Raw genomic sequence first — 25,391 nt, 5'->3', positions numbered from 1 at the left:
CCGGGGAAAAAACCCTAAAAAAGCCCTGAAAATGTGAGGAAGCTCATAAAGGGATTCGGGATGGGCGCGTATAAATAGGATCGTAGGAAGGATCCCCAAGGTCAGCGCCCCTCCAGGCGCAACGGGAACTGAGGTTCCGAACCGAGAAGGGATCCGGACGCGGAAAGCCGGGGAGGATGGGAAAGCGCCTCCGGACGACACCCCAGGGGTGTAGCGGGGACCTGAGGTCCCAAACGTCAAGGGGTTTTCCCGGGCCGAGCCGGTGAGATGGGATGGGTCGGTGACGTGCTGGACAATCGACGGACGGATCCGAGGGCCGCGCCTCCCGGCGCAGGGCGAGAAGCCCAGGCCAGTTCAAGGGTCCGGGAAGATGTGCCGTAGAAAGGTCAAGACGAAAAGTATGAGCGAGGTCGTTTAAAGCCCCGGATCATGGGACCCGGGGCTTTTTTTATTTCAGTCCTCGATCCCGACCCTGGAACAGGGATGGACGCCGATCAACGCCGATGAGATCTTTTTTCAAGGTCATCCCATCCATCCGGGTGCATCCCTGTTCCATGGGTCCGAGAGTCCAGGTCGATAAGCCGGTTTTGTTCGATGTTGATGAAAGGTCTTTTGTTCTTAAGCTTTCCCATCCCATTCATCTCGTCCCTCCCTGTTCCATGGGTTCGGGTCGAAGCTGTCCTATTTCCGGAAGGACCCGAAATAACCCAGGCACTTCTTGCCCCAGACGTCCGCTTCCCTCGCCTGGATTTCCAGTTTCCGTTCCGCCTTTCCGAACCGCTCGTCGTCCACCTTTCCCCTCAGGCCTTGCCACTGGGCTTTCATGGCCTCGGCTTCCTTCCGGCCCTGGCCATAACGGAAGACCAATTCATCCCAGAGGGTGCGGCCGGTGGAGAGGCGCTGGTCCCACTTCGCGTGATGGAACCAGAGCAGGTAGTCCAATGGACAGGTCTTGAGGCCGTTGAAGCGGTCGTTCAGGGGCGCATGGTATTGGTCCACGCCATCGCTCCCGCGCCGGGTGCGGTCGAAGCCGATCCCTTTCGCGTCGGCCCGGTTGTAATAGGCCGCCGACCAGTCGTCATGGCGCGGGTCCACCATGCCCGGGTCGGGCGCGTAATGCAGGTCCTTCTCGAAGACCCCGGCCAGCCCCAGGGGACAGGTGTAATCGATGTAGGTGTCCCTTGAGCCCATCAGCAGATCTGTGATGGCCGGGGCCGCTTGAGGGTCCCGGGTCCAGGTCATGCGGGTCCATTCCTCGGCGATGTCCCGGCTTTTGAGCGTTGGGTCCCAGGCGAGCCTTCCGAAGGCGTACCAGTTGGCGGGGGAGAATGGATTTCCGCACCAGTCCCGGTCATCCCCGGTGTTGGCGACACCGGCCATCAGGCTGTCCCGGTCCCGGGCAAGGAGCTTTTCGATAGTGGAACCGGGGCCATGGGCGAAAGTATCCGACCCGAAGAATTCCTCCCACATCGTTCCCAGATAGACCAGGTGGTTGGAGTGGCCCAGGTATTCCTGGGTGACCTGGAGCTCGGCGCCCAGATGGGTCCTCTTCAAGCCGCCGAAGAGGGGATGGAAGGGCTCCCGGGGCTGGAAATCCAGCGGCCCGTTCTTCGATTGAATGATGACGTTCTTGCGGAACTTGCCGTCGAGGGGCATGAGTTCCTTATAGGCGCGCTTGATGCGGTCGGGGTCGATGCTGTCCTTGTAGACGAAGGCCCGCCAGATCACGACGCCGCCATAAGGGGCCAGGGCGTCGGCCAAGAGATTCGCCCCGTCGGCGTGGGTGCGGCCATAATCCAGCGGTCCCGGCTGGCCCTCGCTGTTGGCCTTGACCAGGAAACCCCCGAAGTCGGGGATGAGCCCGTGGATCTCGGAGGCTTTCGCCTCCCACCATTTCCGCACCTGCGGATCGAAGGGGTCCGCCGTGGGAAGGTCCCCCAGGGCCTTGGGCGCGCCAAAATTGGCGGAGAGATAGACCTTGAGACCGTAGGGCCGCATGGCGTCCGCCAGGGCTTGGACCTTCTTTAAATAGGGAAGGGTCAGGATGCGCGGGTCGGCGTTGACGTTGTTGAGCACCGTTCCGTTGATGCCCACCGAAGCGCAGGCCCGGGCGTAATCCAAGACCCTTTCATTCACATGGCCCGGCAATTCATTCCATTTCCAGAGGGACTTGCCGGCGTAACCCCGCTCGATGGTGCCGTCCAGGTTGTCCCAATGGTCGAGCAGGCGGCGGTGGATCAGGGGGCTCTCCAGGACCCCATCCCCTTCCAGGTCCTTGTCTTGCGAGAAGAGTTCCAGGAGCCGGAAGGCCCCATAGAGACAACCCAGGGAGGTCTTGGCGGCCACTAAGAATGAAAAACCTTCCCTCTTCAATAAAAAACCTTCAGGACCTAAGTGAGAAAAGTTCTTTTTCCAGGAGGGCTCTCGAAGAAGTTCGAGATTGTCTGGTGTTCCGATTATCAGTTGGGCGTTCTTGGGATCCGACGTTTGGGAGACGGGATATCCCGATAAATCACTCAGGCCCCGCTTTATTTCTTCGGCAATGACATGGCCGGTTGTGGAATCGTCGTTGAGATAGAAGAATTTGATGGTCGGGGGTTGGACTAGTTGGGCATAGCGCAGCCAGAGTTTGTGACCATCCTCAGCGTGAAGGAAAAGAGCCGGTGCCAGGACCATGAGAAGGGCCGCCAGGATGTTAAGGCGCCGGGGAAAGACGGGAAGGGCGCGGACCATGGGGCTCCTTGAAAGCGTTTAAATCCATTGTAACCGAGGGGGTAAACAAAAAAGCCCCGGAAGCCTTGCGGCCCCGGGGCTTTTCCTTTTCCGCCTTAATCGAGCGCGGGTTCCAGGGACTTCTTCTCCACCATGTCCTTCAGGCACCGGTTCATCTCATCGGGGGCCACGTTCTCGATGTGGGTGGCAAGATGCTACTTGTGGCCGAAGGGGTCCTCCAGGGAGTCGGAGTGGTCCCCGTAGAACTGGTCCTGGACCGGCTTGAGGATCTTGGCGCCGGCCTGGAGGGACCTCTAGAAGACCTTGTCCACGTCCTCCAGGTAGATCAGGAGCCTCACCGGTGTGCCTCCCACCGATTTGGGGCCGAAGGAGCTCATGGAGGGTTCCTCATCGGCCAGCATGACGCGGGAATCGCCGATCTGGATCTCGGCGTGGCCGACGCGGTCGTTGGGGGCGGGCATGCGGTAGAGCTCCTGGGCCCCGAAGGCCTTCTTATAGAACTCGATGGCCTGGGCCGCGCCATCGATGGACAGGTAAGGGGTGACCGAGTGGTAGCCCTCCTGGATCGATTTATTAAGAAGACTATTCCCTTGGAAGGATGGGGAAGTAAAGAGGGGGTTCCGAGAAAGTAAATCCGAGGTCAAGCGGTTTACCGAAAGCGTGAAAAAGAAAACCCGGCCTGGGAGGGCCGGGTTTTTAGGTCCGATAACGGTTGGATTTGAAAGAGGCCTTATTTTGTGGCGGTGTTGGCCTTGGAGATGGCCTCGATCTGTTCATTCGCCCAACGGAGGACCCACATCTGCTTTTGGTTGGAGACGAACTCATCGTTGCAGATCTTCCCCTCGATCGTTTGCGCTTTGGCGAGTTTCGCCAACATCTTGGGGGTCAGGTAGATCCGGAAATATTCCATTGTGGAGCCGCTGTCCAAGACGCTGTTGTCGTAATCCTGGTCCTGCCATTTGAAGGGCTTCCCGTCCACCAGCCAATTCAGTTCCTTGCAATCCAGATAACGCCAACCTTTATCACCTGGAGCGATGATCTCCAATGCAAATTGGGGGCCTTCCTTTTTGGTGATTTTATCCGGGATGACGCCGATGATCGTCATGTGGAGTTTGGTGCCGCCCCCCTTGGGTTTCTGGAATTCCAGGTCATGGAGGCTCATGTAATATTCCAGGGACAAGGTGGTCTGATTCTTGAATTTATCGTGTTCCGCCTTCATGGCCCCGTGGCGGTCCTTCAGATATTTCTGATAGTCGGCTTCTGCCTTGGCGGCGGGATCCGGGGTCGGTTGGGCATCGGCCAGGGCACGGGTCAGACCCATGACCGAAAGGATCAAGGCGCTTGCAAAAATAGACCTGAATTTCATTGGCTTCCTCCAAGATTTGATCGAAAGACGAACAAGTATATAGCTTTGAGGGGGCCAGAACCAATTGTGATCCATTGAAACCTAATCGGCCTTGAGGGTCTTGAAGGCCTTGAAGTCGGCCTCGACCTGGTCGGCGTAGGCCAGGGCGATGTCGGCCACGCGGCGGCGGAAGACCTTCTTGTCCCGGCGGATGAGGTCGAAGGCCTTCCGGGCGAAGCTGTCCTTGGCGCGGCAATGGGCCCGGGCCAGGATGCCGCCCATCTGGCGCGCGGCCACCTCGTCCACTTCCTCCGGCGGCATCACCGCCTTGAAAGGGGACCGTTCCCGCACCAGGAAATCCCCGCCCCCGAGGGCCAAGACGCCCAGCCAGGGATCGGGCTGCCGGGCCAGGGCCTCCTCGGCCGACCGGGCCCTGGCGGCCTGGCCCTTGCCGGCGAGTTCCTGTGTCTTGCGCCGGGATCTTTTGGGAAGATGGTCCCAGGCGCCGGGCCGGACCTGCTCCTTGATCTCCAGGATCCGGTAAGGCGCTTCCGTTTTTCCGCTGACCCGGACCAGGGCGTAAAAGCGGCGCAGGCCTTCCGAACCGATCCCGCCGTTCAAGCGGCGGGCCAGGTCCAGCACCTCGAAGAGGCGGGGTTTGTCCGCGGGCCAGGGCTTAAGGTCCCCGGCGTAACGGCGCAGGGTCTTCTCCAGTTCCTTGGCCAAGGGTCGGGGGAGGGCCTCCAGGTCCTTGGAGCCGGGGATCTTGAAGCGCGGGACTCCCTTGCCGTCCTTGGTCCATCGTTCCAGCATCTTCCCAAAACCGTAGTGGTCCCTCACATGGGACAGGAAATGGCGGAGGGAGCCGGAGGATTGTTCCTCGTCCCAGGGACCGTGGCGGACGTTCTCGTACCAGCGGCAGCTCTTGAGTTCCTGCCAATAACCCCGGGCGGCCTCGTAGGCCATCCGGTATTGGGTCTTGGCGCCCTGGCCCGTTCCCCGGCCCAGGAGCACCAGGCTGGCGGCCAGGCGCCAGAGGTCCATCTGGTAATCGGCCACGATCCCATCGTCGAAATCGGTCAGGTCATAGACCAGGCGTCCGGTGGCGTCGGTGAAGCTCCCGAAATTGTCGCAATGGGCGTCCCCGCTGACCCAAAGGCGGGTCCCCTTGCCGCCGCCGAAACCCTCCAACAAGGGGGACCGGGCGAGGTCGGCCCAGAAAAGGCCGTTGGAGCCGCGGAAAAAGAAGAAGGGGGACCGGGCCATGAGGGACCATTTGGCCTTTCGGAACCTAGGTTCGAGAGGACGGTCCTGGCGGCGGATCCGCTCGCGGACCCATTCGGGCCGGTCGGGAGAGGGGGTGGGCTTGCCGTCGTCGGGGAGGTCGAAGGGTTTCACGGGGGGATTATAGAGAGGGACCCCCCGGGGTCGAGGGCACAGGCTTGTTAATTCGAAGAGTAGATGGCGATAGGGAGATTGTTCTGCGGTATGGCCACCCAAATGGGTATTTGGGCCTGGGCCCAACAAAAGCTTTGGGCCGCGGGGTGGAACGTTTTGTAGAGGATGACCTGGGAAGGGCCCACACAGACGTTGTCGAGGGTGGAATGCCCCAAACACCCGGAGGAAAGGAAGGTTTCGACAAGCATTTGTTGGGAGAAATCGACGGGCGGGGCCGGGGGTGTCGCCGTTCCGCACCAATTTTGCCAATCGGCGAAAGAGCGGATGACAAGGCAATTCGCGGTCGGGAGATTGGAAACGTTCACGATCGGGACCTCCAAAGCGGAGAGGTTGGTCGGGGTCGTATTGGTTGGAACCGTCACGACCGTAAAACCGCAAACGGCATTGGGGTCGATGGTGGGGATCGGGGCAATGGGACTGGGCGTTGCGGAGGGAGTGGAGGTTGAAGGGACGGTAGCGGTGGGCGTTGGGGTCGCGGGGGCCAAGGTCGGCGTGGCGGTCGGAGGGACCGCGGGGATGGAGGTGGGGGTCGGGGTGGCAAACGGCATCGTGACCGGCGGAAGCTTGCAGCCGAAGGGGACCAGGATCGCGAAGAAGAACGGAGCAACTAATAGGATCTTTTTCATAGGACCTCGTCAGAAGGGACTTTTAATATCCCAAAGAATATCACTTTTTTGGAAAAAGGCCGAACGTGGTCCTGAAAATCCTTGGACCATTCCCCGAAAGTTTATCGATGAACCATCAGGTTTTTCTTTTGTGGGCTGGGGCCGATTATAGGGAGGGACCCTGCGGGACCCGGGGCACAGGATTGTTAAATCAAGGGCTTAAGAAAGGGTCGAAAACTTTCCTGCCGGTTCACCGGGTCCGAGGGGCGGTTTTTCCCCCGAAGTGCCTGCGGATGGCCCGGTTCAAGGGCATCTCAAAAAAATGGTAGGAAGAAGCCGCCACCAGGGTGGTGGCGAGGATGCAGATCCCGAAGCGGCTGAAGACGTCGAACCGCCCTAAAAAGGGATCTAGGAGCGATTTGAGGGGCAGGTGGAGCAGGTAACCGCCGTAGCAATATTTTCCCGGAAGGCTCAAGGGTCTCAAAAGGGCGGACTCGAAGAACGACAGATGGAGCCCGCCCAAAAGGAAAAGAAAAAGGCCGAGGCCCAACAGCTCGGGCGCGTAGATCTCCTCGAGGGGGTCGTTCCAGCGGGTCCCGAAATAGGACGCCAGGAGGAGAAGTCCCCCCGCCACGCAAAGGCAAGCGCTCAGGGCCCCGGCCCGGGACAGGGCCTTGCCATGATGCTGGACGGTCCAATAGAGGAGGATCCCCATGGCGATCATGTCGAGTTTCGCGGGCGTCCCATAGGATTGGATGAAATGGTTGCCGGTCCAATGGAAGTAGAAGAAAAGGCGCCACGCCATCGCGAAAAGGATGACCCCCAGCGCGACCATCCAGCCCCGCGTCTTACGGGCGATTTTTTTAAGACAAAGGGGATAGAAAAGATAGAACTGTTCCTCGATGGAAAGGCTCCAGAGGATGTTCCATTGTCCCGCGTATCCCCAGTCATTGAAGGCCACCAGGAACCAGTTGAACAGGAAGGTCGGGATGGAGAGCCAGAACCAGGGGCCGTAGTAAGGCCCTGGCTGGAACCATTCCCGGTATCGGGGGCCGTTGGGGGAACCCAAAAGGTACAACAGGCCGCCGAACCCGCACACCAGGAGGAAAAGGGGCCATATCCGGCCGATCCTTTGGACATAAAAAAGCCGGAGGTTGGGCTTGGCCAATCCGCCCGGGTTCTTGGCGATGACATGGGTGATCAGGAAGCCCGAGACCATCAGGAAGAGAAGCACACCATAAAAGCCGTTCAAGCAAAAGCGGCCCCAAAGCCAGCAGGTCCAGGCGTGCTGGAAGGGAATGTTGGCGTAGTTGTGGACACCCATGACGGCGATGATGGAAAAGCTGCGGACCAGGTCGATGACCTGCCATTTTTTCAAGGGACCTCTCCGGGGAAAGCGGGCAGGGAATTCATTCAACGAATTCCCTGAAATTTTATCGGGTTTTCCCCTAAGTTCCACTTTTTCGACTTCCCGTACGATGCCGCCGACCCACTCGGTTTTCGAAGGCCCCGGGATCCGTTCGAGCCTTTCCTTTTTTGGTAGAATCCGTCGATCTTCGTCCGTTCCAAGGAGCGCTTCCGTGGCCAACCGTCCGCCCATGTCCGTGGGCCTTCTCGTGTCTTGGGGCTTGGTCCTGGGAATGTGCCATGCGGTGGCCCCCATGGGCCATTACAACAGCCTGGTGGCGGGAGGGGATGACCCGGGTTTCGCGGATGGTCCTTTCGTCGACGCGAGGTTCAACGCGCCCGAAGGGATGGCCGTGGACCCTTCGGGGGAAAAACTCTTCATCGCGGATACGGGGAACGAAAGGATCCGGCAGGTCGACCTGGCCCATGGCGACCGGGTCACGACCCTGGCCGGGACCGGCGCTCCCGGGCAGGAGGACGGACCTTTCGAAAAGGCCAGCTTCGATGGGCCGTCCCCGATGGCGTTCCTGTCGAAGGACCGGTTGGCGGTCTTCGACCGGGCCTCCCACCGGCTGCGGTTCCTGGACCTGAAGTCCCGCACCGTTTCCAGCTTCCCGGGCGACCTGGCCATTCGGGACCTGGCCTACCGGCCGGCGGATGATTGCCTTTATTTCACCCAGCCCGACCGGGGGCTCCTTTCGAAACTGGTCCTGCGATCCATGAAGATCGTGGACCTTCTCGTCCATGACGCCTCCGTCCCTTTCCCCAAGGCCCTGTGCATCGGGAAAGACCGCCTTTACGTCTCGGACAGGGATTCCTCCAAGATCCACCGGATGGACCTGACGGGTCCCGGGACCGTCCTTTCCTTGTACAGCCACGCGGACCAGGTGGAGGAAATGGCCTTCTCCGACGGGCGTCTTTACGCCCTCCAGTCCTCGCAAAAGGAATGGATCCGGTTCGACGGGGGGATCATCGAACCCGTGGGCCTCGGGACGGCCTGGGGATTCCTGGGCGATGAAAAGGACCCGATGCCCGAGGCCTTCCTCGGCATCACCCCGGACCGCCGGGTCGGGTTCCTGGCCAGCCCGGTCGAACCGCGTCAATTCTTCATCAGCCGGCCCAGCGTGATCCCCAACGCGGTGGTCAGCGTCAAGGATTACGAGTTCGAGAAATACCGGATCGCCTCCACCAACTCCGAGCCCGGGGATGTGGTCATGGACTATTCCTATCCGGCGGCCAAGCCCAAGGGGACCTTCCGGATCCTCCTAGCGGGGGACTCGCGCGCCTATGTGGCCCCCCGGGCGGACTCAGGCCCCCCGGACCCATCCTTGGACCGGGTCACTCCCGGGATCCTCTACAAGACCCTCCGGGCGGACACCATGGCCAAACAGTTGGAGTTCTACCTGGATACGGACGCCGCCCTCCGGGGGGACGGGACCCATTACGAGGTCCTGGAATGGAACCGGAAAGGGGAGGCACTGGCTTCCTACGCGCAATACGAGCTCCCGTCGATCGTGCAGAAATACGACGTGGACCTGGTCCTCTGCCTGGCGGGGAGCACCGGTTTCATGGATTATTACCTCAAACCCCTGACCCACGAGGGGGTGCCGGCCTACCGGGTGGATCCGGAAAGGGTCCTAAAACCTTTGTCCCGGAGGGTGCCGTCGAAGGGTCCGGCGGCGGACCTTTACCGGCGCTTCAAGGAAAGGGAAAAGGGCGACACGGAAAAGTTGGGTTATCCCGGGCAGGGGAACGATGCCGGCCTGGGGCTTTGGGAGGACCGGGAGAATTGGGAGGACCTGGTCCAAATGACCGGCAAGCGCCTCCAATTGTTCGACGAGAGGCTCTCGGCCCTGAGGACCTCCGGCGGGAAGGCTCCGCGTATGGTCCTTTTCTACGTCCCTTACCGGATCTGGCCGGACTCTATCCCTGAATTTTGGGGGACCCTGGCGGGGCGCTATCATTTTTCTTACCTGGACCTGAGCGGGCCCTATAACGCGCTCAAGGTCAGCTACTATCCCGCCGCGACCCGTTGCTGTGACGGTCACTACACGGCCTATGGAAGCCGGTTGATCGGCTATCTATTGAGCCGCTCCTTGCTGGAGCAAGGCCTGATCCCTGCGGAAGGCGTGGGGAGCCCGGACGGCCCCAAGAGCCCCCGGCCCTGACCGCCGGTCCGGGAATTCCTGGGAATTTTTTAACGGACGTTCCGACGCTTTCCTTTTTTCCTCCCTCCGACCGTTCACCTGGTGGCATGATTGGGGCGCTCGATCACCTTTCAAGGACGGACCATGGGAACATTTCGCCGGGTTTTCCACATCGTTTCGCTTTTCATCTTGGCACAGGGGATGGCTTTAGGGGCCGTCCCGGATCCCGGTCCTTCGGGAACCTCCTGGGAACGCCTCTCCATGGACCGGGGCTGGCATTTCGCCCTGGGCAACGCGGTGGATCCGGACAAGGATTTCGGTTTCGGCAAGGCCTACTTCTCCTACTTCGCGAAGGCCGGGCTGGCCGACGGGCCCGCGGACCCCAAGTTCGACGACCGGGCCTGGCGGGTGGTGGACCTACCCCACGACTGGGCGGCGGAACTGCCCTTCACCGACCAGGGGGAATGCTTCAGCCACGGCTACAAGGCCATCGGGCGGATGTTCCCCCAGAACAGCGTGGGCTGGTACCGCCGGACCTTCCAGGTCGGCAAGGATGAGAAGGGGAAGCGTTTCGTCCTCAAGTTCGACGGCGTCTTCCGCGATTCCATCGTTTTCGTCAACGGCTTCTATATGGGCCGGGAGCAGAGCGGCTACAACGGCTTCCGCTACGACATCACCGACTACCTCCTCTATGGGGAGAAGAACACGGTGTCGGTGCGGGTGGACGCCTCGAAGGAAGAGGGCTGGTTCTACGAGGGCGCCGGGATCTACCGCCATGTCTGGCTGATCAAGACCTCGCCCCTGCATGTGGCCCCCGACGGGGTCTTCGTGACCAGCGCCCTGGGCGCCGGGGGCGCCCAGGTGACGGTGCAGACCACCCTGTCCCAGGAAGGGGAAGCGGGGCAGGGCCCGGTGCAGGTCGCCCAGATCCTGTTGGACCCGCGCGGCAAGGCCCTCACCGGGGCCAAGACCACGGTCGCGGCCCTGCCCTTGAACGGTTCCTCGACCAACGTCCTCAAGATGCAGGTCCCCAAGCCCTGGCTTTGGTCCCCCGAGGAACCCTCCCTCTACCGTTGCGTGACCAGCCTCATCGTGAAAGGGAAAGTGGTGGACCAGGTGGAGACGCCCTTCGGCATCCGCACCCTGCGCTGGGACGCCAACAAGGGGTTCTTCCTCAATGGAAAGCGCGTGGAATTGAAGGGGACCAGCGACCATCAGGACCACGCCGGGGTGGGGGTGGCCCTGCCCGACGCCTTGCAGGACTTCCGGATCAAACAGCTGAGATCCTTCGGTTGCAACGCCTACCGCTGTTCCCACAACCCGCCGACCCCCGAGCTGTTGGAAGCCTGCGACCGGCTGGGGATGCTGGTGCTTTCCGAGAACCGGCTGATGGGCACCACCCCTGAACTGCTGGACCGTTTCCGGCGGCAGGTGCTTTCCGAACGCAACCACCCCTGCATCTTCGCCTGGTCGCTCGGGAACGAGGAATGGGGGATGGAAGGCAACGACCGGGGCGTGCAGATCACCGCTTCCCTCCAGCCCCGCATCCAGGCCCTGGACCCGACCCGTTTGGTGACGGCCGCCATCTCGGGCGGGTGGGGGAACGGAACTTCCATCCCCATCGAATTGATGGGATACAACTACATCGACCACGGCAACACCGACGATTTCCACGCCAAGTACCCTCAAAAACCCAGCTTCGGCACCGAGGATTCCACCACCCACCAGACCCGGGGCGTTTATGACGACGCCACCTATGGCCGGGAAGGCCCCTCGGACCGCAAGGACCCCAAGGACGGCATCGAGCGCATCTGGAAGTATTACGAGGCCCGTCCCTACCTGGGCGGCCTCTTCCTCTGGACAGGCTTCGACTACCGCGGCGAGGAGAGCCCCTTCCATTATCCCGCCGTCAGTTCCCAATACGGCATCCTGGATACCTGCGGGTTCTGGAAGGACTGCGCCGACTACCTGCGCTGTTGGTGGGACCCGGCGCCCGCCCTTTTCCTCACGCCCGACTGGCAGAAGAAGGGCAAGGAGGGAAAGCCGGTCACGGTCTTCGCCTACAGCAACTGCGACGAGGTGGAGCTTTTCCTCAATGGGAAGAGCCTGGGCAAGAAACGTATGGAGAAGGATTCGCACCTCGAGTGGGCGGTGGCTTACGCCCCGGGGACGCTTTCCGCCAAGGGTTCTAAGGGCGGCAAGGTCGTGGCCGAAACCAAGCGGGAGACCAGCGGGGCACCCGCGCGGCTGGCCCTGGTGAACGACCAGGAATTCCTGAGGGCCGACGGGGAGGACGTGGCGGTGGTGACCGTGAAGGCTCTGGATTCCCAGGGCCTGGAAGTTCCCGACGCGTCGGACCTGGTGCAGTTCACCGTCAAGGGCCCGGGGCGGCTGTTGGGGGTGGGCAACGGGGACCCGATCAGCCACGAGGCGGACAGATACTTCGATACCGTGTCCCAGGTGCCCATCCAGGACCTGCGGATGAAGGACGGTCCCTTTTCGGGCGACGGGCCGGTGGGGGCGGGGGACGGCGGATCGGGTTGGCCCAAGCTCTTCAGCGGCCGCGAGGACGACCAGGGCAAGGTCACGAAGGATATCCCAAAGGACCGGGTGGTCCGGGGCCATTTCGATCTGCCCGATCTTTCCAGCTATTCCCAGATCGTCCTTTACCCCAAGGCCCTGGTGGATGGGCAGAAGGTCTTCGTGAACGGCCATTTGGTGATGGAGGGCATTAAGCGGGACGACCGTAGCGCCGCCGTTACCCTGGACCCAGGGATCCTCCAGCCAGGCCGCAACAGCTATGCGGTCATGGGTAAAGAATTGCTGAGGCGCTGGGAATGGGAGGAACTCAATCTGGACCCCGGAGCCCTGCGGGTGGTGGTGCCGGCCCCGGCCTGGAAGCGGCATCTTTTCAACGGCCTGGCCCAGGTGCTGGTGCAAAGCGGGGAAGAACCGGGGGAGATCGAGCTGGAGGCCTCCGCGCCGGGACTTACCCCCGCCGTCCTGAAATGGCCCGTCCAAGTAGTGAAAAAAAGCCCCCGGGTCCCTTAAAGGAGCGCGGCGAAGCGGCTGAAGACCTTTTCCGAAAATACTCGGAGGGCCCGCGCCTTGTCCTCCAACCCCTCGAGGATCCTTTCGGGACGGTTGGGCCCGCCCTGAGGTGTGAGTTCCTTGGCATAGAGGGAGGCCCATTCCCTGGCCATGGCCCCGGTCACTTCCAGATGGCATTGAAAGCCGTAGGCGTTGCCGCCCACCTTGAAGACCTGGTGGCGGTAAAGGGCGCTCTCGGCCAGGCGCACGGCGCCCTTGGGCAGGGTGAAGGTGTCCCCATGCCAATGGAAGGCGTCGAAGGTCCCCGGGAGCCCCAAGAGCAACGGGTCCCCGTGGCCCTCGGACGTGAGGTCGATGGGGAACCAACCCACTTCGGGCTGGGCGCCGCGGAAGACCTGGCCGCCGGCCGCGTGGGCCAGCATCTGGGACCCCAGGCAGATGCCGAGCACGGGGATGGAGGAATCCAGGCAGCGGCGGATGGCGTCCAGTTCCTTCGTCATCCAGGGGAACCGTCGCTCCTCATAGACGCCCATGGGGCCGCCCAACACGATGAGCCCGTCGCCCGGATGGGCGGGGATCTCCTCCCCTTGGAAGGGCTTGAGCAATTCCACCTGCACGCCCTTGGACTTGAGGACGTCCCAAAGGGTGCCGGGCCCTTCGCAATCGATGTGTTGGAAGCAAGAGACACGGGGCATGGTCCGCTCCTGAGGGCTGGATGGGGCGCATTTTAAGGTTTCCCCGCCGGAAAAGCATCTTCCGTGGGGCTTGTCGCCCGTAGGCCTTCCCGCTAAGATAAAAAACGTTATCCGACGACCAACGGCAATGGAGTTTGCCAAAACCGCCCCGCTTCGGGGCCGATGACTCCTACCGGCCATGAGGCCTGGTAGGAGTTTTTCATTTAAGGACCTTTCGGGGAGGTTGAGGATGGAGAAATACCTTTATATCGGTTTGGGCGCGGTCCTGGGGGCCTATTGCCGTTTTTGGGCCGGTGCCTGGGCCACCGAGCGATGGGGGACCGACTTCGTCTATGGGACCCTGATGATCAACGTGGTCGGGTCCTTCGTGCTGGCCCTCTTCCTGACCCTGAACCTGGACCGGCAGTTCTTCAGCACGAACATCCGTTTCCTGGTGGCGGTGGGTTGGTGCGCCTCCTTCACCACCTATTCCACCTTCAGTTGGGACAGTTTTCGGTACATCCAGCAGGGCAATATGACCTTGGCTTTCGTCAATATGGGGGCCACTTTGGTAGGATGTCTGGTGGCGACCTGGGCGGGCGTGGTCGTCGGCAGGCTGATCTAGGAGGACGTCATGGACTTGAAAGGCAAATGCCAGTCGCTGCGGATCTACGTGGACGAGGACCTGAAGTGGAAGGGACGGCCCCTCTATCACGCCCTGCTGGAAATGGCGCACCGTGAGGGATTGGCGGGCTGCACGGTGGTCAAGGGTCTGGAGGGATTTGGATCCTCGACCCGCATCCATTCGGCCCGGATCCTGGACATCACCGAGAACCTTCCCGTGATGGTGGAGATCGTCGACAGTCCGGCCCGTATCAAGAAGGCTTGGAAATGGGTGGAGCCGATGCTCCCGCCCCACGGCCTGGTGACCTTGCAGGACGTAAAGGTCCTCCACTATCACCGTCCCCGGAAATAAATTTTCATCAGGTTTGCTTGAACGTGTCAGTCCCCGGCATTTGGGGGTCTTTGGAAGCCTCTTTTAGCGGGTCCGACCCTGGGCATTTTCCCTTCATGGTATAGTTGATAAAACGATTTAGGTGAAAGCCTGTCGTATTTTCCGGAAATCTTCTGAGAGCTGTTCCGCTTTGTTCCGCCTTGACGGGTGGAGTCACGTGGAGCGCTCGAAGCCGTGAACGGGACCATGCAAGACCGAACTTTTCATAGAGGTGCCAAACTTTCAGCCATGCCGCTGAAAACGTTATTGGCTTCCGCCCTTTTGTTGGCGGTTCTTTCCGCCCAACCCCTTTTCGCCGCGCCCTCCATGCTGCACATCAACGGCAACCAGATCGTGAACGCAAGCGGCTGCACCGTCCGCCTGCATGGCGTGAACGTGTCCGGTTTGGAGTACAGCCCGACGGGCGACGGGGGTACGGGCCGTCCGACCACGACCATCAGCGGCGTCACCATGACCGACTACGTCACCATCATCACGGAAGCCGTCCAGGTCTGGCACGCCAACTGTATCCGACTGCCCATCAACCAGGACTATTGGTTCGGATGCACCGCGAACGGCCAGACGCCCAACCAGACCGCCTATCGCGCCATGATCCAGGCCGTCATCAATTATTGCTCGAACAACAACGTGTACCTGGACCTGGACCTGCACTGGTCCAGTCAGGCCTCCGCCGCTTCGGCCCCGTGCGGCGCCGGTTGGGGAGGCTCGGCCAGCCAGCAACCCATGCCGGACGCCAACGCGGTCACCCTCTGGCAGTCCATCTCCGGGGTCTATGGCAACAACCCGGCGGTCCTCTTCGATCTTTACAACGAACCTTATCCGACCACTTGGGCCATCCTGAAGAACGGAGGGACCGTGGCGGGTACCTCGGGGAACTTCACGTCGCCGGGACTCCAGGCCATCGTGAACGCGGTGCGGACCGCAGGGGCCAACAATATCTGCCTGATCGGCGGCCTGGGTTATTCCTACGACCTCTCACCCCTGGCGACCGCGGGTAACGCCCTGACCCAGGCTTCGGGCAACGGCATCCTCTACACCTCCCATATCTACAACAACAAAGGCGTGACCGCCGGCGGATGGGACCCTTACGTGACCACCATCACCAACAACTACCCGGTCTTCATCGAGGAATTCGGGGCTTCCAATTCGGATCCGGCCAATTGGGACACCCAAACATTGGCTTGGATCAATGGAAGCAACAACCGCAGCTACACCTATTCCGCCCTGGCCTGGTGCTTCAGCTCGGACGTGGGGCCGACCCTTTTGACCAGTTTCAGCGGCTATCCCACCACTTCCTACCATGGCGCCCCGGTCTCCACCTGGCTTTACAACCTCAACCAGACCCCGACCCCCAATTGCGGCGCCAGCACCCCGACCTTCACCTTCACACCCACCTCGACCGCGACTCGTACCAACACCCCCACCAACACCTATACCTTCACCGGCACCCCGACCCGCACCGCGACTTCCACCGCCACTTCCACCCGGACCAATAGCCCCACGGCGACCCTCACGGCGACGCCTTCGGTTACGCCGACAAGGACCTTCACGGCCACTTCGACCCCCACGTCCACGGCCACCCGTACGGCTTCGATGACGCCTACGGCGTCCCTCACCGCTACGCCTTCGGTTACGCCAACCCGTACTTTTACGGGCACTTCCACCGCCACTTCGACCCCGACGGCCACCGCCACCCGGACGAACACCTTCACTGGGACACCCACCAATACCCTGGCCAACACGGCGACCCCGACTTCGACCCCCACCCGGACCTTGACGTTCACGTTGACCCCAACGTCCACGCCGACACGAACCTTCACCGCCACCTCGAGCCCGACGGGGACCTCTTCCCCGACCTCGGTCCCGACCCCTCCCCTCGTCCACTTGACGGTGGGTCCTTCCGAGCCCCCCGCGGCCAACTTCATCCCCGGATCCTCGGTCCCGGTCCTGCAGCTCCAGGTCAATAACCAAAGCAACGCTCCCACCACCTTCACGAGCCTGAAACTGACGGCCTCGGGGACGGGGAACGACGCGACCGGTATCACCAGCGTTTCGCTCTATGTGGATACCAACGGCAACGGGATCCTGGACGGTGGGGATTCCCTCCTCACCAGCGGGACCTATGGTTCGGACAACGGGACCTTGACCTTGAGCTTCACCAACAGCGTGCCCGCTTTCACGACCGAACAGCTGCTGGTGGTCTATACCTTCTCCGCCACCGCCTCTGGGACCTACACCGCTTCGGTGGCCGCGAACAGCGACATGACCGGTGTGGACGGGACCTATGGCCTGCCGGTGCTCTTCACCGGTGCTCCGGTGACGGGGAACGCCATGACCGAGGTCAACCCCACCGCCACCTTCACGGCAACGGCCACCTCGACGGGGACCCCGACCCGGACCTTCACCCTGACGGATAGCCCTACCGCGAGTTTCACCTTCACGGCGACCGCCACTTCCACCCCGACCAAGACTTCCACCCCCACGGACTCCCCGACCGGGACCTTGAGCCCGACCCATACGTTGTCGGCTACGCCGACAAGTTCGGCTACGCGGACCTTCACCCCGACCGGGACCCCGACCTTCACCTTTACGGCGACGGCGACCTTCACCTGGAGCCATACCCCGACCCGGACCTTCACACCGACCTTCACCTTCTCCGCTACGTCCACCTCGACCCTTACCCCCGTGGCCACCGCCACCAGCAGCCCGACCCGCACCTTCACCGCGACCGCTTCCTTCACGGCGACCTTCACCCACAGCTTTACTCCGACGGCTACGGCTAGCCCTTCCGCCACGCCCACGTCCACCTGGACCGCCACTTCCACTCCGACCTCCACGCCCCTGCCCCTGTTCAAGCCCGTGCTCTATCCCAACCCGGTCACTGGCGGGGACGTGACCCTGAACCCGGGCCTTTCCGCCACCTCCGACGTGACGGTCTCGATCCTGACCACCGCCTTCCGCCGGGTGAACCTGGAAAGTTTCCCGAAAGTGCCGGCCGGGGCCACGGTCACCGTCGTCCTGACGGACCGCATGGGCGTGCCGCTGGCCAACGGCCTCTATTACGTGGCCGTCCAGACCGCGCAGGGCCGGTCCATCCTGAAATTGTTGATCTTAAGGTAGGGTCAAGGTTCGGAAGGTGGGACGAGGCTGGGATCCAGCTCGGCGGCCGTCTTGAACCATCGAAGGGCCGCTTCCTTTTCCCCCAGATAATTCTCCGCGATCCCCAGGTTCATGGCATAAGCCGCGTTGCGCGGGTCCCAGGCCTGGGCCCAAAGCAGGTGCGGGATGGCCTTCCGCAGTTCCCCCTTTCGGGAACGGGCCGGATCGTCCTTGGCCCCGGCTTCTTTCGAGTAATAGCCGGCCATCCAGGACCGGGTGGCGCCGTAGTCCCTCAAGAACTGGTCCCAGGTCACTTCGTCCACATAACGGTCGCCCGCCTCGAAATGCCGGAGCCGCATGTCCTCCCAAAGCCTTTCGGCCCGTCCTTCATCCCAATGCGGCCGGGTCCCCGGCCCGAAGGCTTCCTGGACCAGTCCATAGGGGACCAGGGTCCGGTCCGCCATCCCGTCGTCCCGGAGGTCGGGGAAGGTGAAGAAAAGGCGGCGGTCCGGGTTGTGATCCACCATCCAAAGCATCAGATGACCTGAGATGTATTCCTTGCCCTTTTCGTGGACGGGATAGGGAACGACCAGGCCCGGGTGGGTCTTGGCCAGGTGGATGCGGTACCAATCCATCGGCAGGCTCCCGCCGCCCAGGACCGCCAGGTCGGGCCTTTTCCCGCCGATGATCTGGAAATACCAGGCGGGGAAATCCAACACGTCCCCTTTGCAGAAGAAAAAGGATCCCTTGGGCGTGTCCCGCCAGGCGTTGAGCAGGTAGTCGTAGCTGTAGGTATAACCCGCCTGGCTTCCCCGGGGGAGTCCCAGGGACAGGAGGCCCAAGGCGAGCGCCCAAGCCAGTGGAGAGGCGAACTCGGACAGTGCCGCGAACCTTCCGGACAGCCACCGCCAGCCCAGGGCGGCCAAAAGCGGGATGAAGGCCAGGGAGGCGATGGAATAGTTCTGCATGAGGTATTCCCGGCCGCTGGAGAATTTGGAGAAGACACAAACGGCGGCCAAAAGGCCGGCCCAGGCCAGGCCCAGTCCAAGTGCCCGGTTTTTTTCGGTTTTCCAGAGGGCCCATATCCCCAGGATCGAAAGCAATGCCAAGCCGTTGAACTCAAGGAAGGACCCCTTCAGGTAAAACAGTCCTTGTTGGACCCATAAGCCGATATCCCAAGTGAAGTCCTTGTTCTTATCGACATAGCGGGTCACGTGGTGCCAAAAGTTGGTGAGGTCGACCGGATGGGCCCAGTTGATGACGGGGTCCAAGGAAGACCGAAGGGGGAGATAGAGATAAAGCGAAAGACCCAGCAAGAGGAACGCGATGGATCGGACCAGTTCCTTGACCGGCAGCGGCCGCCCTTTCCATTGGTTGTAAAGGATCCAGCCGAATCCCCCGAGACAGGGGAGCATGGTCATCCAGTGGCCGGCGAGGGAGAGGCCGAAGAGGATAAAGGCCAGGGGACGTTTGGAGCGCCAGAGGGAGGCCAGGGTCGCCAGGATGAAGAGGGCCGCCATCTGATAAACGCCGTTCTTGGAGCTCAAAGAGGCCGGGTAGGCGGTGGCCCCCGCCATCCAGATGAGCGAGAAGGGCGCGGCCAGGGCCTTGGGCAGTTGGACGGTCCTGGAAAGAAGGATGTAAAGAAGGAGGCAGGTCCCCGCGCCCGAAAGGGCGGCGAGCAGGTTCACCCTTAAGCAGATGGGCCCTAGCGGTAATAAAGAAAGAAGGCGGCCCAGAAGGGTATAGAGCGGATAGCCGGGCGGGTGGGCGATGCCGAGGGTGGCGGCCGCGGTAGTGATCTCCGGGCTATCGTCCATATAAAAGCTTGGGTTCAGGCCCCAAAGGGCCAGGCCAAAGGCGGCCAGGAAGACCAGGGGGAGGGTGAGCCGGTCCGGGAATTTCATCCGGCTATTTTAAGCGAAAGACCCGGACCCAAGCGGCCCCATAAAGAAGCAGACCCAGGAGGGAAAGCCATTTTCCCAGGTCGAAGCCAGGCGGGGCATAGGCCAATTCGAAATGATGGGAGCCCGCCGACAAGGGGATGGCCCGCGCGAAGACGTCCGCGGGCAGGACCCGATAGCTCCTTTGGCCGCTGTCGGGGAAAGCCCGGGCTTCCCAACCGGGCGCATAACTGTCGGTCATCAAAAGAATCTGGGGCTTGTCCAGCTTGAGGCTGAATTCCATCCGGTCCGGATCCTGGATCCTGACCGAGACCTGGCCGCGTCCCCCGTTCTCGAGCGGGGCGGGATCCGGATCCTCTTCCAGGACCACCTGGGAGACGGGATGGAAAGCCGGCTGTCCGAGGGCTTGGATGCCTTCGTCCAGGTCCTTCACCTTCAGGTAGGCGCCGACCAGTAGGAAGCGCGGGAGCCAGGGGGAATGAAGGGCCCGGGCCTGGAGGCCGTCGGGGCCCTCCTCCACCCAGTAGGCCAGGCGCGTGACGGCCATCTTGTGGGCGTCGAGGTTGAGCAGGGTCCCGTCGGCGGTCCGGGGTTTTGGGGCCCCTGCGGCCAGGAGCCGCTCCAAGCGCCGCGGGACCAAGGGGTCGTCCCCCCAGATGGAAGGAGCCCCCAACAACATGGATCGGTCGTTGTTCCCTTTCATATAGATGCGCCCATCCCCCAACTTGCCCTTCCAGGTTTCGGCGGCCCTTTCCCCTTCGGCGCCCCATTTTTCCGCGTCGAAGGACGGGGAACAAAGACGGGCCAGATCAAAGAGGGGAATGAAGGACACCGCCAGGAGGATCGAGAGGCCCCAGGGGTTCCGGAGGAACCGCAGGGTCCGGGCCAGGGGCGAGGTGCCCGCCTCGAGGAAGCCTTGGGCTCCTTGGGCCGCCAGGAGGGCGAGAAAAACCTGGGAGAGGACCAGGAACTTGGAACTGCCCCGGAAATCACCGAAGGGGGGAACAAGACGCAGGAGGCCGTCCAGGGGGGTATGGGGCCCGAGCGCGAGGAGGACCGCCAGGACCGCGAGCCCGAAGGGCGCCCACTTCGCCTTCCCGGTCCTGCGGTCGTCCGTGAGGCCCAGCAGGACCCAAAAGATCACGCCCACGCCCAGGAAGGGGCAATTCTCCCACCAGATGCGTGAATCGATGACCCCGGGATGGAAGACCGGGGAAGTTCGGGGGTCCAGGTAAAGGAAGGCGCGAAGCGAGGCCCAATCGGTCGAGAAGAAACCCAAGGTCCCCGGATCCAGGTCCCGGTGGAAGTCCCTCGAGGCCAATAGGCCGGGCAACCATTGGACGATCGTGAGCAGCGCGGCCAGCGCCGCGCCCGCCGTCGCCCCAAGGATCTTGGGCTTCCATTCGGTCGGTTCGCCCGCCACGAGGATGGAGAAATAAAGGAGACCCAGGAGCAGGGTGTAAGCGAAGTATTGGGGATGACCGGCCAAAATTTGGAGCGAAAGGACACCGGCCAGCGCCAGGGACGAAGTCAGGTCGGGGGCGCGGGCCAGTCTTTCCAGGGCCCAGAGGACCAGCGGGATCCAGGCCATGGCACAAAGGTTCGAGAGGTGCCCCGGGTAGACATGGGCGATGAAGGCGCCGCCGAACATGAAGGCGAAAGCTCCCAGGAGGGCGGGCAGGAAATAGAGGCGGCGGGAGGCCAGCCAGAGATAAGTGAAGAACCCGGCCAGCCATACATGGAGGGCGATGGAAAGGTTCAAGGCCAGGAGGATGGGGACGAAAAGAAAGAGGATGTTCAAGGGGTAGAGGAGCGCCGACTGGGCCCCGGCGAAGAAGGGAGCCCCGCAGAAAATATAGGGGTTCCAAAGGGCCAAGTGGCCCTTCCTCCATTCGGAAAAACCCCAGGCCCGCCAGCCCAGGAACTGGCTGGCCAGGTCCCCATCGGGGGTGGACAGGAGCAGGCCGGGCGTGGAAAGGACCTTGGAGAAGAGGCCCAGCACCGCCAGGCCCAGGAGCAGGGCCGCCCATTTCTTGTTGGCGGAAGCGGGAGCGCTCAGCAGGCTTGCGGGTGGGGAGGAGGTCATGGGCCTAGGATAACGGAGAATTCCCAATAAAAAACAAAAGCAAAATGGTCCGAACCACGGAGGTCACAAGGTGATGGTGCGGATTTGTCTTTTACTTTAATAAGGAAAGGTCTTTCTCTGTGCTCTCGGTGCGCCGCCGAAGGCGGCCTGTGGTGAAATGGTTTTTCTCAGGGTTCCGGGGGCAGGCCCAGGATCTTCCGCAGGGCCGGGTCCTTGGGAAGGACCGGCTTCACCCGTTCCATGCAGAGGGTGGCCAGGTCGTTGCGGCCCTCGAAGTCATAGAGAAGACCCAGGTTGTAGAAGAAGTCCCAGTATTTTCCATGGGTCCGGTCGATGCCCTCGAGGAAAAAGACCTCCGATTCCCGGGTGAGGCCGCAGAGCCCGGAAAGGATCCCTAAACTCAAGAGTTCGTTGGGGTAATCGCTGGGATGAAAGAGGTCCGCCATGGCGGGACCCGGCGGGGTCCTCTCCAGGATCGCGCGGGCCCGGAGCCCCAGGGTGGGGTCCAGTCCCCGTTCGTTCACGGGGTCCCAGGGCCCCAGGGACCGGACCTCGTCGTGATAACCCTTGCGCAGGAAGATGACCGAGACCGGGTCCAGGTAGACCAGGCGCCATCCTAAATGGGGGAGTTCGGCCGCCCAGGCTGGAATGATCAGGGGTTGGAAGCAAAAGAGGTCGGGCTGAAGTTCGGAGGCCAAGGCCGAGGCCCCGCCGGGAGCCTGGGAACGGGTATAGACCTGGAAGAGGTCCGGACCCATGACGTCGAGACGCCCGTCCAGGAAGGTCTTACCGCCCCAACGCCAGGACAGCCAGTCGCCACTGTCCAAGTCGTTGATGACGCGTCCGTCCAAGTGATGGTCGTTCAGGAAACGGCAGGCTCCTTCGGGCAGGGCGTCCTCGTCGAGCCCCAACCCGAAACGGTCCGTGACTTTGAGCGCCACCCAGTGGCGGTTGGTCACCACCGACCAGCCGGTCCCCAAAAGGAAAAGGGCGAGCAGGGCGGGGACCCCATGGTCCCAGGTCTTGCGGCGAAGGAAAGGAAGCCAAGTCCTCCAGGGCCATTCCCCGATGGCGCGCGCCGCGATGGGAGCGCAGGCCAGCAGGAAGAGCGGGATGTTGCGCAGGGCGGCCACCGAAAGGGCGAAGAAGAAAAGGGCCAGGGCCCATTCGTGGAACCTCCTCCGCCGGGCGGTCAGGGCCATCGCGGTGAAGAGGACCAGGGTGAAGGCCTGGTAGACCCGGATGGAAAGGGGGAAGTCGGCCCCGGGGGCCGGGGTGAAGGTCCAGGGGTTTTGGAACTCCTGCACCGCCCATCGATAGATCCCGGAAGAACCCAGGCTTCCCAGGAAATGGAACGGGAAGAGCAGGCCGTCCAGGAAATAGGGGTTCAAGAGCGACAGGGCCAGGGCGACCAGGGACATCTTCGCGAGTTTCCCGTCCCAACGGCCTCCGTGGATCCGCGATGAGAAAAAGAAGAAGGTCATGGCGGCGAAGCCGAGGAAGAAAAGGCCCTCGCTGTTGACCCAAAGGAGTTGAAGGACCGGGAGCCAGGCCAAGTGGTCCTTGGCCCTTGCGGCCCGTTGTTCCAGGATGAGAAGGGTGAGGCCGAGCAGGAGCCAGGCGGGTACCTCAGGCCGGACCCGGAAACGGGCCTCGCACGCAAGAACGGCGCCGCAGAAGAGCAGGGAAGCGGCGGGTGTTCCTTGTTCCTCGAGCCTTCGCCAAAGGATGTAGAAGGCCAGCAGGGAAAGTACGATATGGGAGAGTGAGAGAAGGGAATAGCCGCCCAGCTTGAACCCCAGCACCAGCAGGACCTGGTAAAGCCATTCCAGGTCCACGTAGGGATGGTCGGGGACGGTGTAGGTGGAGGTGTCCGTCCTTGGGACGGCGTGGTGGTCCAGGATCCAAGTGCCGGCGGTGAGATGGAAGCCCAGGTCGGCGTCGTTGATCCGATGAAGGCCGAAGAGGGCGGCCAGGAGGAAGGCCGCAAGGACCGGGAAGAGCCAGGGACCGGTCTTGGGAGAAGTTCCTTGCATGGGGGCATTATCCTAAAGATCATCCGGCCGGGAAGCTTCTCCCAGGAGCCCTACTGGAAGCCCTGTTTCCCGGATCGATCCCAAAGCGCTCAAGGTCTGTTTATTCCCTATGGATTTATATTTTTGATGAATTCCGGTTTAACGGGAAAGTGGATTTGGAAAATCGCTTTCCTGGAACTCCTTTAGACCCTTGTTTCCTCGATTTTGTTCGGTATTTACGTTAAGATTTTGTCATCCAAGCGATGAACAGCCTTGTCCCCATAAAACCGGTTCCAGGCTTAAAAACGTTTCGAGACAACAAGATCCCGGGCTTCGTCCGATCCTGAAAGGCCAGGACCGCCCCCGGAGAACACAGGTTTCCCCTTCATGCGTTTAACCGATTCAACCAAAGTCGTCCTTCCCTTCCTCTGTGTCCTTTTTTTGTCCGCTTTCACCTCCAAGGCCCAAGCGCAGTGCACTCCGACTTCGGCGAAGATCTGCGTATCCGGTGACGACGTTTCACAGGTCTGGATCGGCGGAACCTCGATCGGGACCTTCAATTATGCCGGGGCTCCCGGCACCGGTGGGGCCGCTGCCGTTCCCTGTATGTCGGTTCCGATCGGCCTATTGACCGGTCCTACGGTCTGTCTGGCCATCTATACCCAGAACACCGCCCCCCAGGACACCTTCTCCTCCTGGGACCTGGATATCACCTGTTCCGGGGGGAATCATTCCGAGATCACCAGCGGATCGGGCGGTGTCCAAGTGGACTATGTTTCCGGCGGCAATCCTTCCACCCCGCCGGCCAACGACGGCAGTAGTCGTCCCTGGTACGACCCGAACTATACCGGGGGCGGGTTCTCTTCTTCCTATTGCTCCTCCGGGGTGACGGCATCGGTGTGGGCGAACCAGATCTATAACCCGGTCACCGGGAAGCCTTTGCCATTCATCGCGAACAACTGTTCGGGGGATTATGGGACCTCGGATGGAGCCCTTTTCTGGCGTCAATGCGTGACCATTCCGACCCCCTCGCCCACCATTGGCCCCCCGAACTTCACCATCACCAAGACCCTGGCCAGCGCAGTCACCAACACGGGTTCCAATACGGTGACGATGAATTTCACCATCCAGGTCTGTAACACCGGAGGGCCTGTCACCAATGGGAGCACCACGATCACGGATAATTTCGTCACCAACAATTCCACCTGTAGCCAGTTCTCGTTCGGTTGCTGGGGCTTCGGGGATGCCGCCCAACCCTATACCCTTTGTTACTACGCCCCGGCCGGAGGATTGGCCAACGAGCCGACCGCCAACAGCAACAATCTTGTCTTCCCGAGTTTGGGGAACGGTTGTGTGACCGCGACCGCCCAGGTCATCAATTACTATGACCCCATCTCCAGTTGCGGCCTGACATTCGTGGACCAGGCCCAAGTCACATGGCCCTCGGGCAGTAAAACTTCCGGCGCCATCACCTATATCCAGTTGGTGCCGACTCCTACCCCGACCCATACCTGGACCCCCAGCCCGACTTTCACCTTCACGAGGACCAATACGCCCACCAATACCCCGACAGTGGCCACGCCCACGCCGACCAGGACCAACACGCCCACCAACACCTTCACGTTCACCTTCACCCCGACCTTGACCCCGACCCGCACCAATACCCCCACCAACACCTTCACGAACACCTTTACCAATACCCCGACCTTCACCAACACCCCGACCAACACCTTCACGAGGACCAATACCCCGACCAACACTTTCACGAACACATTCACGGTGGTCTTCACCAATACGCCGACCAATACACCGACCCGCACCAACACCCCCACCACTACCCCGACGAACACCT

General features: G+C 61.8%; 15 protein-coding genes, 1 pseudogene and 1 riboswitch. Of the genes and pseudogenes, 6 read left to right on the top strand and 10 right to left on the bottom strand.

Features of this window, described 5'->3' with window-relative positions:
* Positions 1–681: 681 nt before the first annotated feature.
* The 6 genes and pseudogenes from VHE12_00165 to VHE12_00140 form a co-directional block, all read right to left on the bottom strand.
* Positions 682–2,676 carry an alpha-glucuronidase family glycosyl hydrolase gene (locus VHE12_00165; protein HVZ79191.1) on the bottom strand — a complete coding sequence of 665 codons (1,995 nt, stop codon included), beginning with the start codon at positions 2,674–2,676 and terminating at the stop codon, positions 682–684.
* Positions 2,677–2,828: 152 nt separating this feature from the next.
* A pseudogene (locus VHE12_00160) lies at positions 2,829–3,299 on the bottom strand (VOC family protein).
* 164 nt (positions 3,300–3,463) lie between these two features.
* Complete coding sequence (locus VHE12_00155) at positions 3,464–4,099, bottom strand: hypothetical protein (GenBank protein HVZ79190.1); 636 nt, start codon at positions 4,097–4,099, stop codon at positions 3,464–3,466.
* 81 nt (positions 4,100–4,180) lie between these two features.
* Positions 4,181–5,476 carry a DUF2252 family protein gene (locus tag VHE12_00150; GenBank protein ID HVZ79189.1) on the bottom strand — a complete coding sequence of 432 codons (1,296 nt, stop codon included), beginning with the start codon at positions 5,474–5,476 and terminating at the stop codon, positions 4,181–4,183.
* Positions 5,477–5,523: 47 nt separating this feature from the next.
* A complete protein-coding gene (locus tag VHE12_00145; protein HVZ79188.1) occupies positions 5,524–6,162 on the bottom strand; it encodes a hypothetical protein in 639 nt (212 codons plus the stop codon).
* 229 nt (positions 6,163–6,391) lie between these two features.
* Positions 6,392–7,519 carry an acyltransferase gene (locus tag VHE12_00140; protein HVZ79187.1) on the bottom strand — a complete coding sequence of 376 codons (1,128 nt, stop codon included), beginning with the start codon at positions 7,517–7,519 and terminating at the stop codon, positions 6,392–6,394.
* A gap of 202 nt (positions 7,520–7,721) precedes the next feature.
* Between VHE12_00140 and VHE12_00135 the strand changes: the two genes are divergently transcribed.
* A complete protein-coding gene (locus VHE12_00135) occupies positions 7,722–9,716 on the top strand; it encodes a hypothetical protein (GenBank protein ID HVZ79186.1) in 1,995 nt (664 codons plus the stop codon).
* 123 nt (positions 9,717–9,839) lie between these two features.
* Complete coding sequence (galA, locus tag VHE12_00130; protein HVZ79185.1) at positions 9,840–12,746, top strand: beta-galactosidase GalA; 2,907 nt, start codon at positions 9,840–9,842, stop codon at positions 12,744–12,746.
* Here galA and VHE12_00125 read toward each other — a convergent pair.
* Entirely contained in the window at positions 12,743–13,441 is a 699-nt protein-coding gene (locus VHE12_00125; protein ID HVZ79184.1) for a type 1 glutamine amidotransferase, read from the bottom strand. The two genes, galA and VHE12_00125, sit on opposite strands and share 4 nt — an antisense overlap.
* A gap of 114 nt (positions 13,442–13,555) precedes the next feature.
* A riboswitch (Fluoride riboswitch) is annotated at positions 13,556–13,620 on the top strand.
* A 50-nt stretch (positions 13,621–13,670) separates the two neighbouring features.
* On the opposite strand from VHE12_00125, the gene VHE12_00120 reads away from it, so the two are divergent.
* The 3 genes from VHE12_00120 to VHE12_00110 all read left to right on the top strand — a co-directional run bounded on the left by VHE12_00120 (position 13,671) and on the right by VHE12_00110 (position 17,555).
* The gene (locus tag VHE12_00120) at positions 13,671–14,045 is read left to right on the top strand and encodes a CrcB family protein (protein ID HVZ79183.1); all 375 of its coding nucleotides are present in this window, start codon (positions 13,671–13,673) and stop codon (positions 14,043–14,045) included.
* A 9-nt stretch (positions 14,046–14,054) separates the two neighbouring features.
* Positions 14,055–14,396, top strand: a complete 342-nt coding sequence (locus tag VHE12_00115; protein ID HVZ79182.1) for a DUF190 domain-containing protein — start codon at positions 14,055–14,057, stop codon at positions 14,394–14,396.
* 267 nt (positions 14,397–14,663) lie between these two features.
* Positions 14,664–17,555 carry a cellulase family glycosylhydrolase gene (locus tag VHE12_00110; protein ID HVZ79181.1) on the top strand — a complete coding sequence of 964 codons (2,892 nt, stop codon included), beginning with the start codon at positions 14,664–14,666 and terminating at the stop codon, positions 17,553–17,555.
* A 2-nt stretch (positions 17,556–17,557) separates the two neighbouring features.
* On the opposite strand, the gene VHE12_00105 is transcribed toward VHE12_00110, so the two are convergent.
* The 3 genes from VHE12_00105 to VHE12_00095 form a co-directional block, all read right to left on the bottom strand.
* Complete coding sequence (locus VHE12_00105) at positions 17,558–19,441, bottom strand: DUF2723 domain-containing protein (protein ID HVZ79180.1); 1,884 nt, start codon at positions 19,439–19,441, stop codon at positions 17,558–17,560.
* Between the two features lie 4 nt (positions 19,442–19,445).
* Complete coding sequence (locus VHE12_00100) at positions 19,446–21,524, bottom strand: hypothetical protein (protein HVZ79179.1); 2,079 nt, start codon at positions 21,522–21,524, stop codon at positions 19,446–19,448.
* 167 nt (positions 21,525–21,691) lie between these two features.
* A complete protein-coding gene (locus tag VHE12_00095; GenBank protein HVZ79178.1) occupies positions 21,692–23,560 on the bottom strand; it encodes a hypothetical protein in 1,869 nt (622 codons plus the stop codon).
* Positions 23,561–23,980: 420 nt separating this feature from the next.
* On the opposite strand from VHE12_00095, the gene VHE12_00090 reads away from it, so the two are divergent.
* The coding region (locus VHE12_00090) for a hypothetical protein (protein HVZ79177.1) at positions 23,981–25,391 on the top strand (1,411 nt) is incomplete at its 3' end.

It is taken from the genome of bacterium (genome assembly GCA_035549195.1).
Classification (GTDB): Bacteria; Oederibacteriota; Muellerivitia; order Muellerivitales; family Muellerivitaceae; genus DASZRK01.
Note: the sequence above shows the minus strand (reverse complement) of the source record. Positions and strands in the feature narration are given on the sequence as shown.

What these genes read in the sequence shown, in the direction of transcription:
- VHE12_00165 (HVZ79191.1), bottom strand. Translation starts at nt 2,676, where the DNA reads ATGGTCCTGGCACCGGCTCTTTTCCTTCACGCTGAGGATGGTCACAAA.
- VHE12_00155 (HVZ79190.1), bottom strand. Translation starts at nt 4,099, where the DNA reads ATGAAATTCAGGTCTATTTTTGCAAGCGCCTTGATCCTTTCGGTCATG.
- VHE12_00145 (HVZ79188.1), bottom strand. Translation starts at nt 6,162, where the DNA reads ATGAAAAAGATCCTATTAGTTGCTCCGTTCTTCTTCGCGATCCTGGTC.
- galA (HVZ79185.1), top strand. Translation starts at nt 9,840, where the DNA reads ATGGGAACATTTCGCCGGGTTTTCCACATCGTTTCGCTTTTCATCTTG.
- VHE12_00125 (HVZ79184.1), bottom strand. Translation starts at nt 13,441, where the DNA reads ATGCCCCGTGTCTCTTGCTTCCAACACATCGATTGCGAAGGGCCCGGC.
- VHE12_00120 (HVZ79183.1), top strand. Translation starts at nt 13,671, where the DNA reads ATGGAGAAATACCTTTATATCGGTTTGGGCGCGGTCCTGGGGGCCTAT.
- VHE12_00115 (HVZ79182.1), top strand. Translation starts at nt 14,055, where the DNA reads ATGGACTTGAAAGGCAAATGCCAGTCGCTGCGGATCTACGTGGACGAG.
- VHE12_00110 (HVZ79181.1), top strand. Translation starts at nt 14,664, where the DNA reads ATGCCGCTGAAAACGTTATTGGCTTCCGCCCTTTTGTTGGCGGTTCTT.
- VHE12_00105 (HVZ79180.1), bottom strand. Translation starts at nt 19,441, where the DNA reads ATGAAATTCCCGGACCGGCTCACCCTCCCCCTGGTCTTCCTGGCCGCC.
- VHE12_00100 (HVZ79179.1), bottom strand. Translation starts at nt 21,524, where the DNA reads ATGACCTCCTCCCCACCCGCAAGCCTGCTGAGCGCTCCCGCTTCCGCC.
- VHE12_00095 (HVZ79178.1), bottom strand. Translation starts at nt 23,560, where the DNA reads ATGCAAGGAACTTCTCCCAAGACCGGTCCCTGGCTCTTCCCGGTCCTT.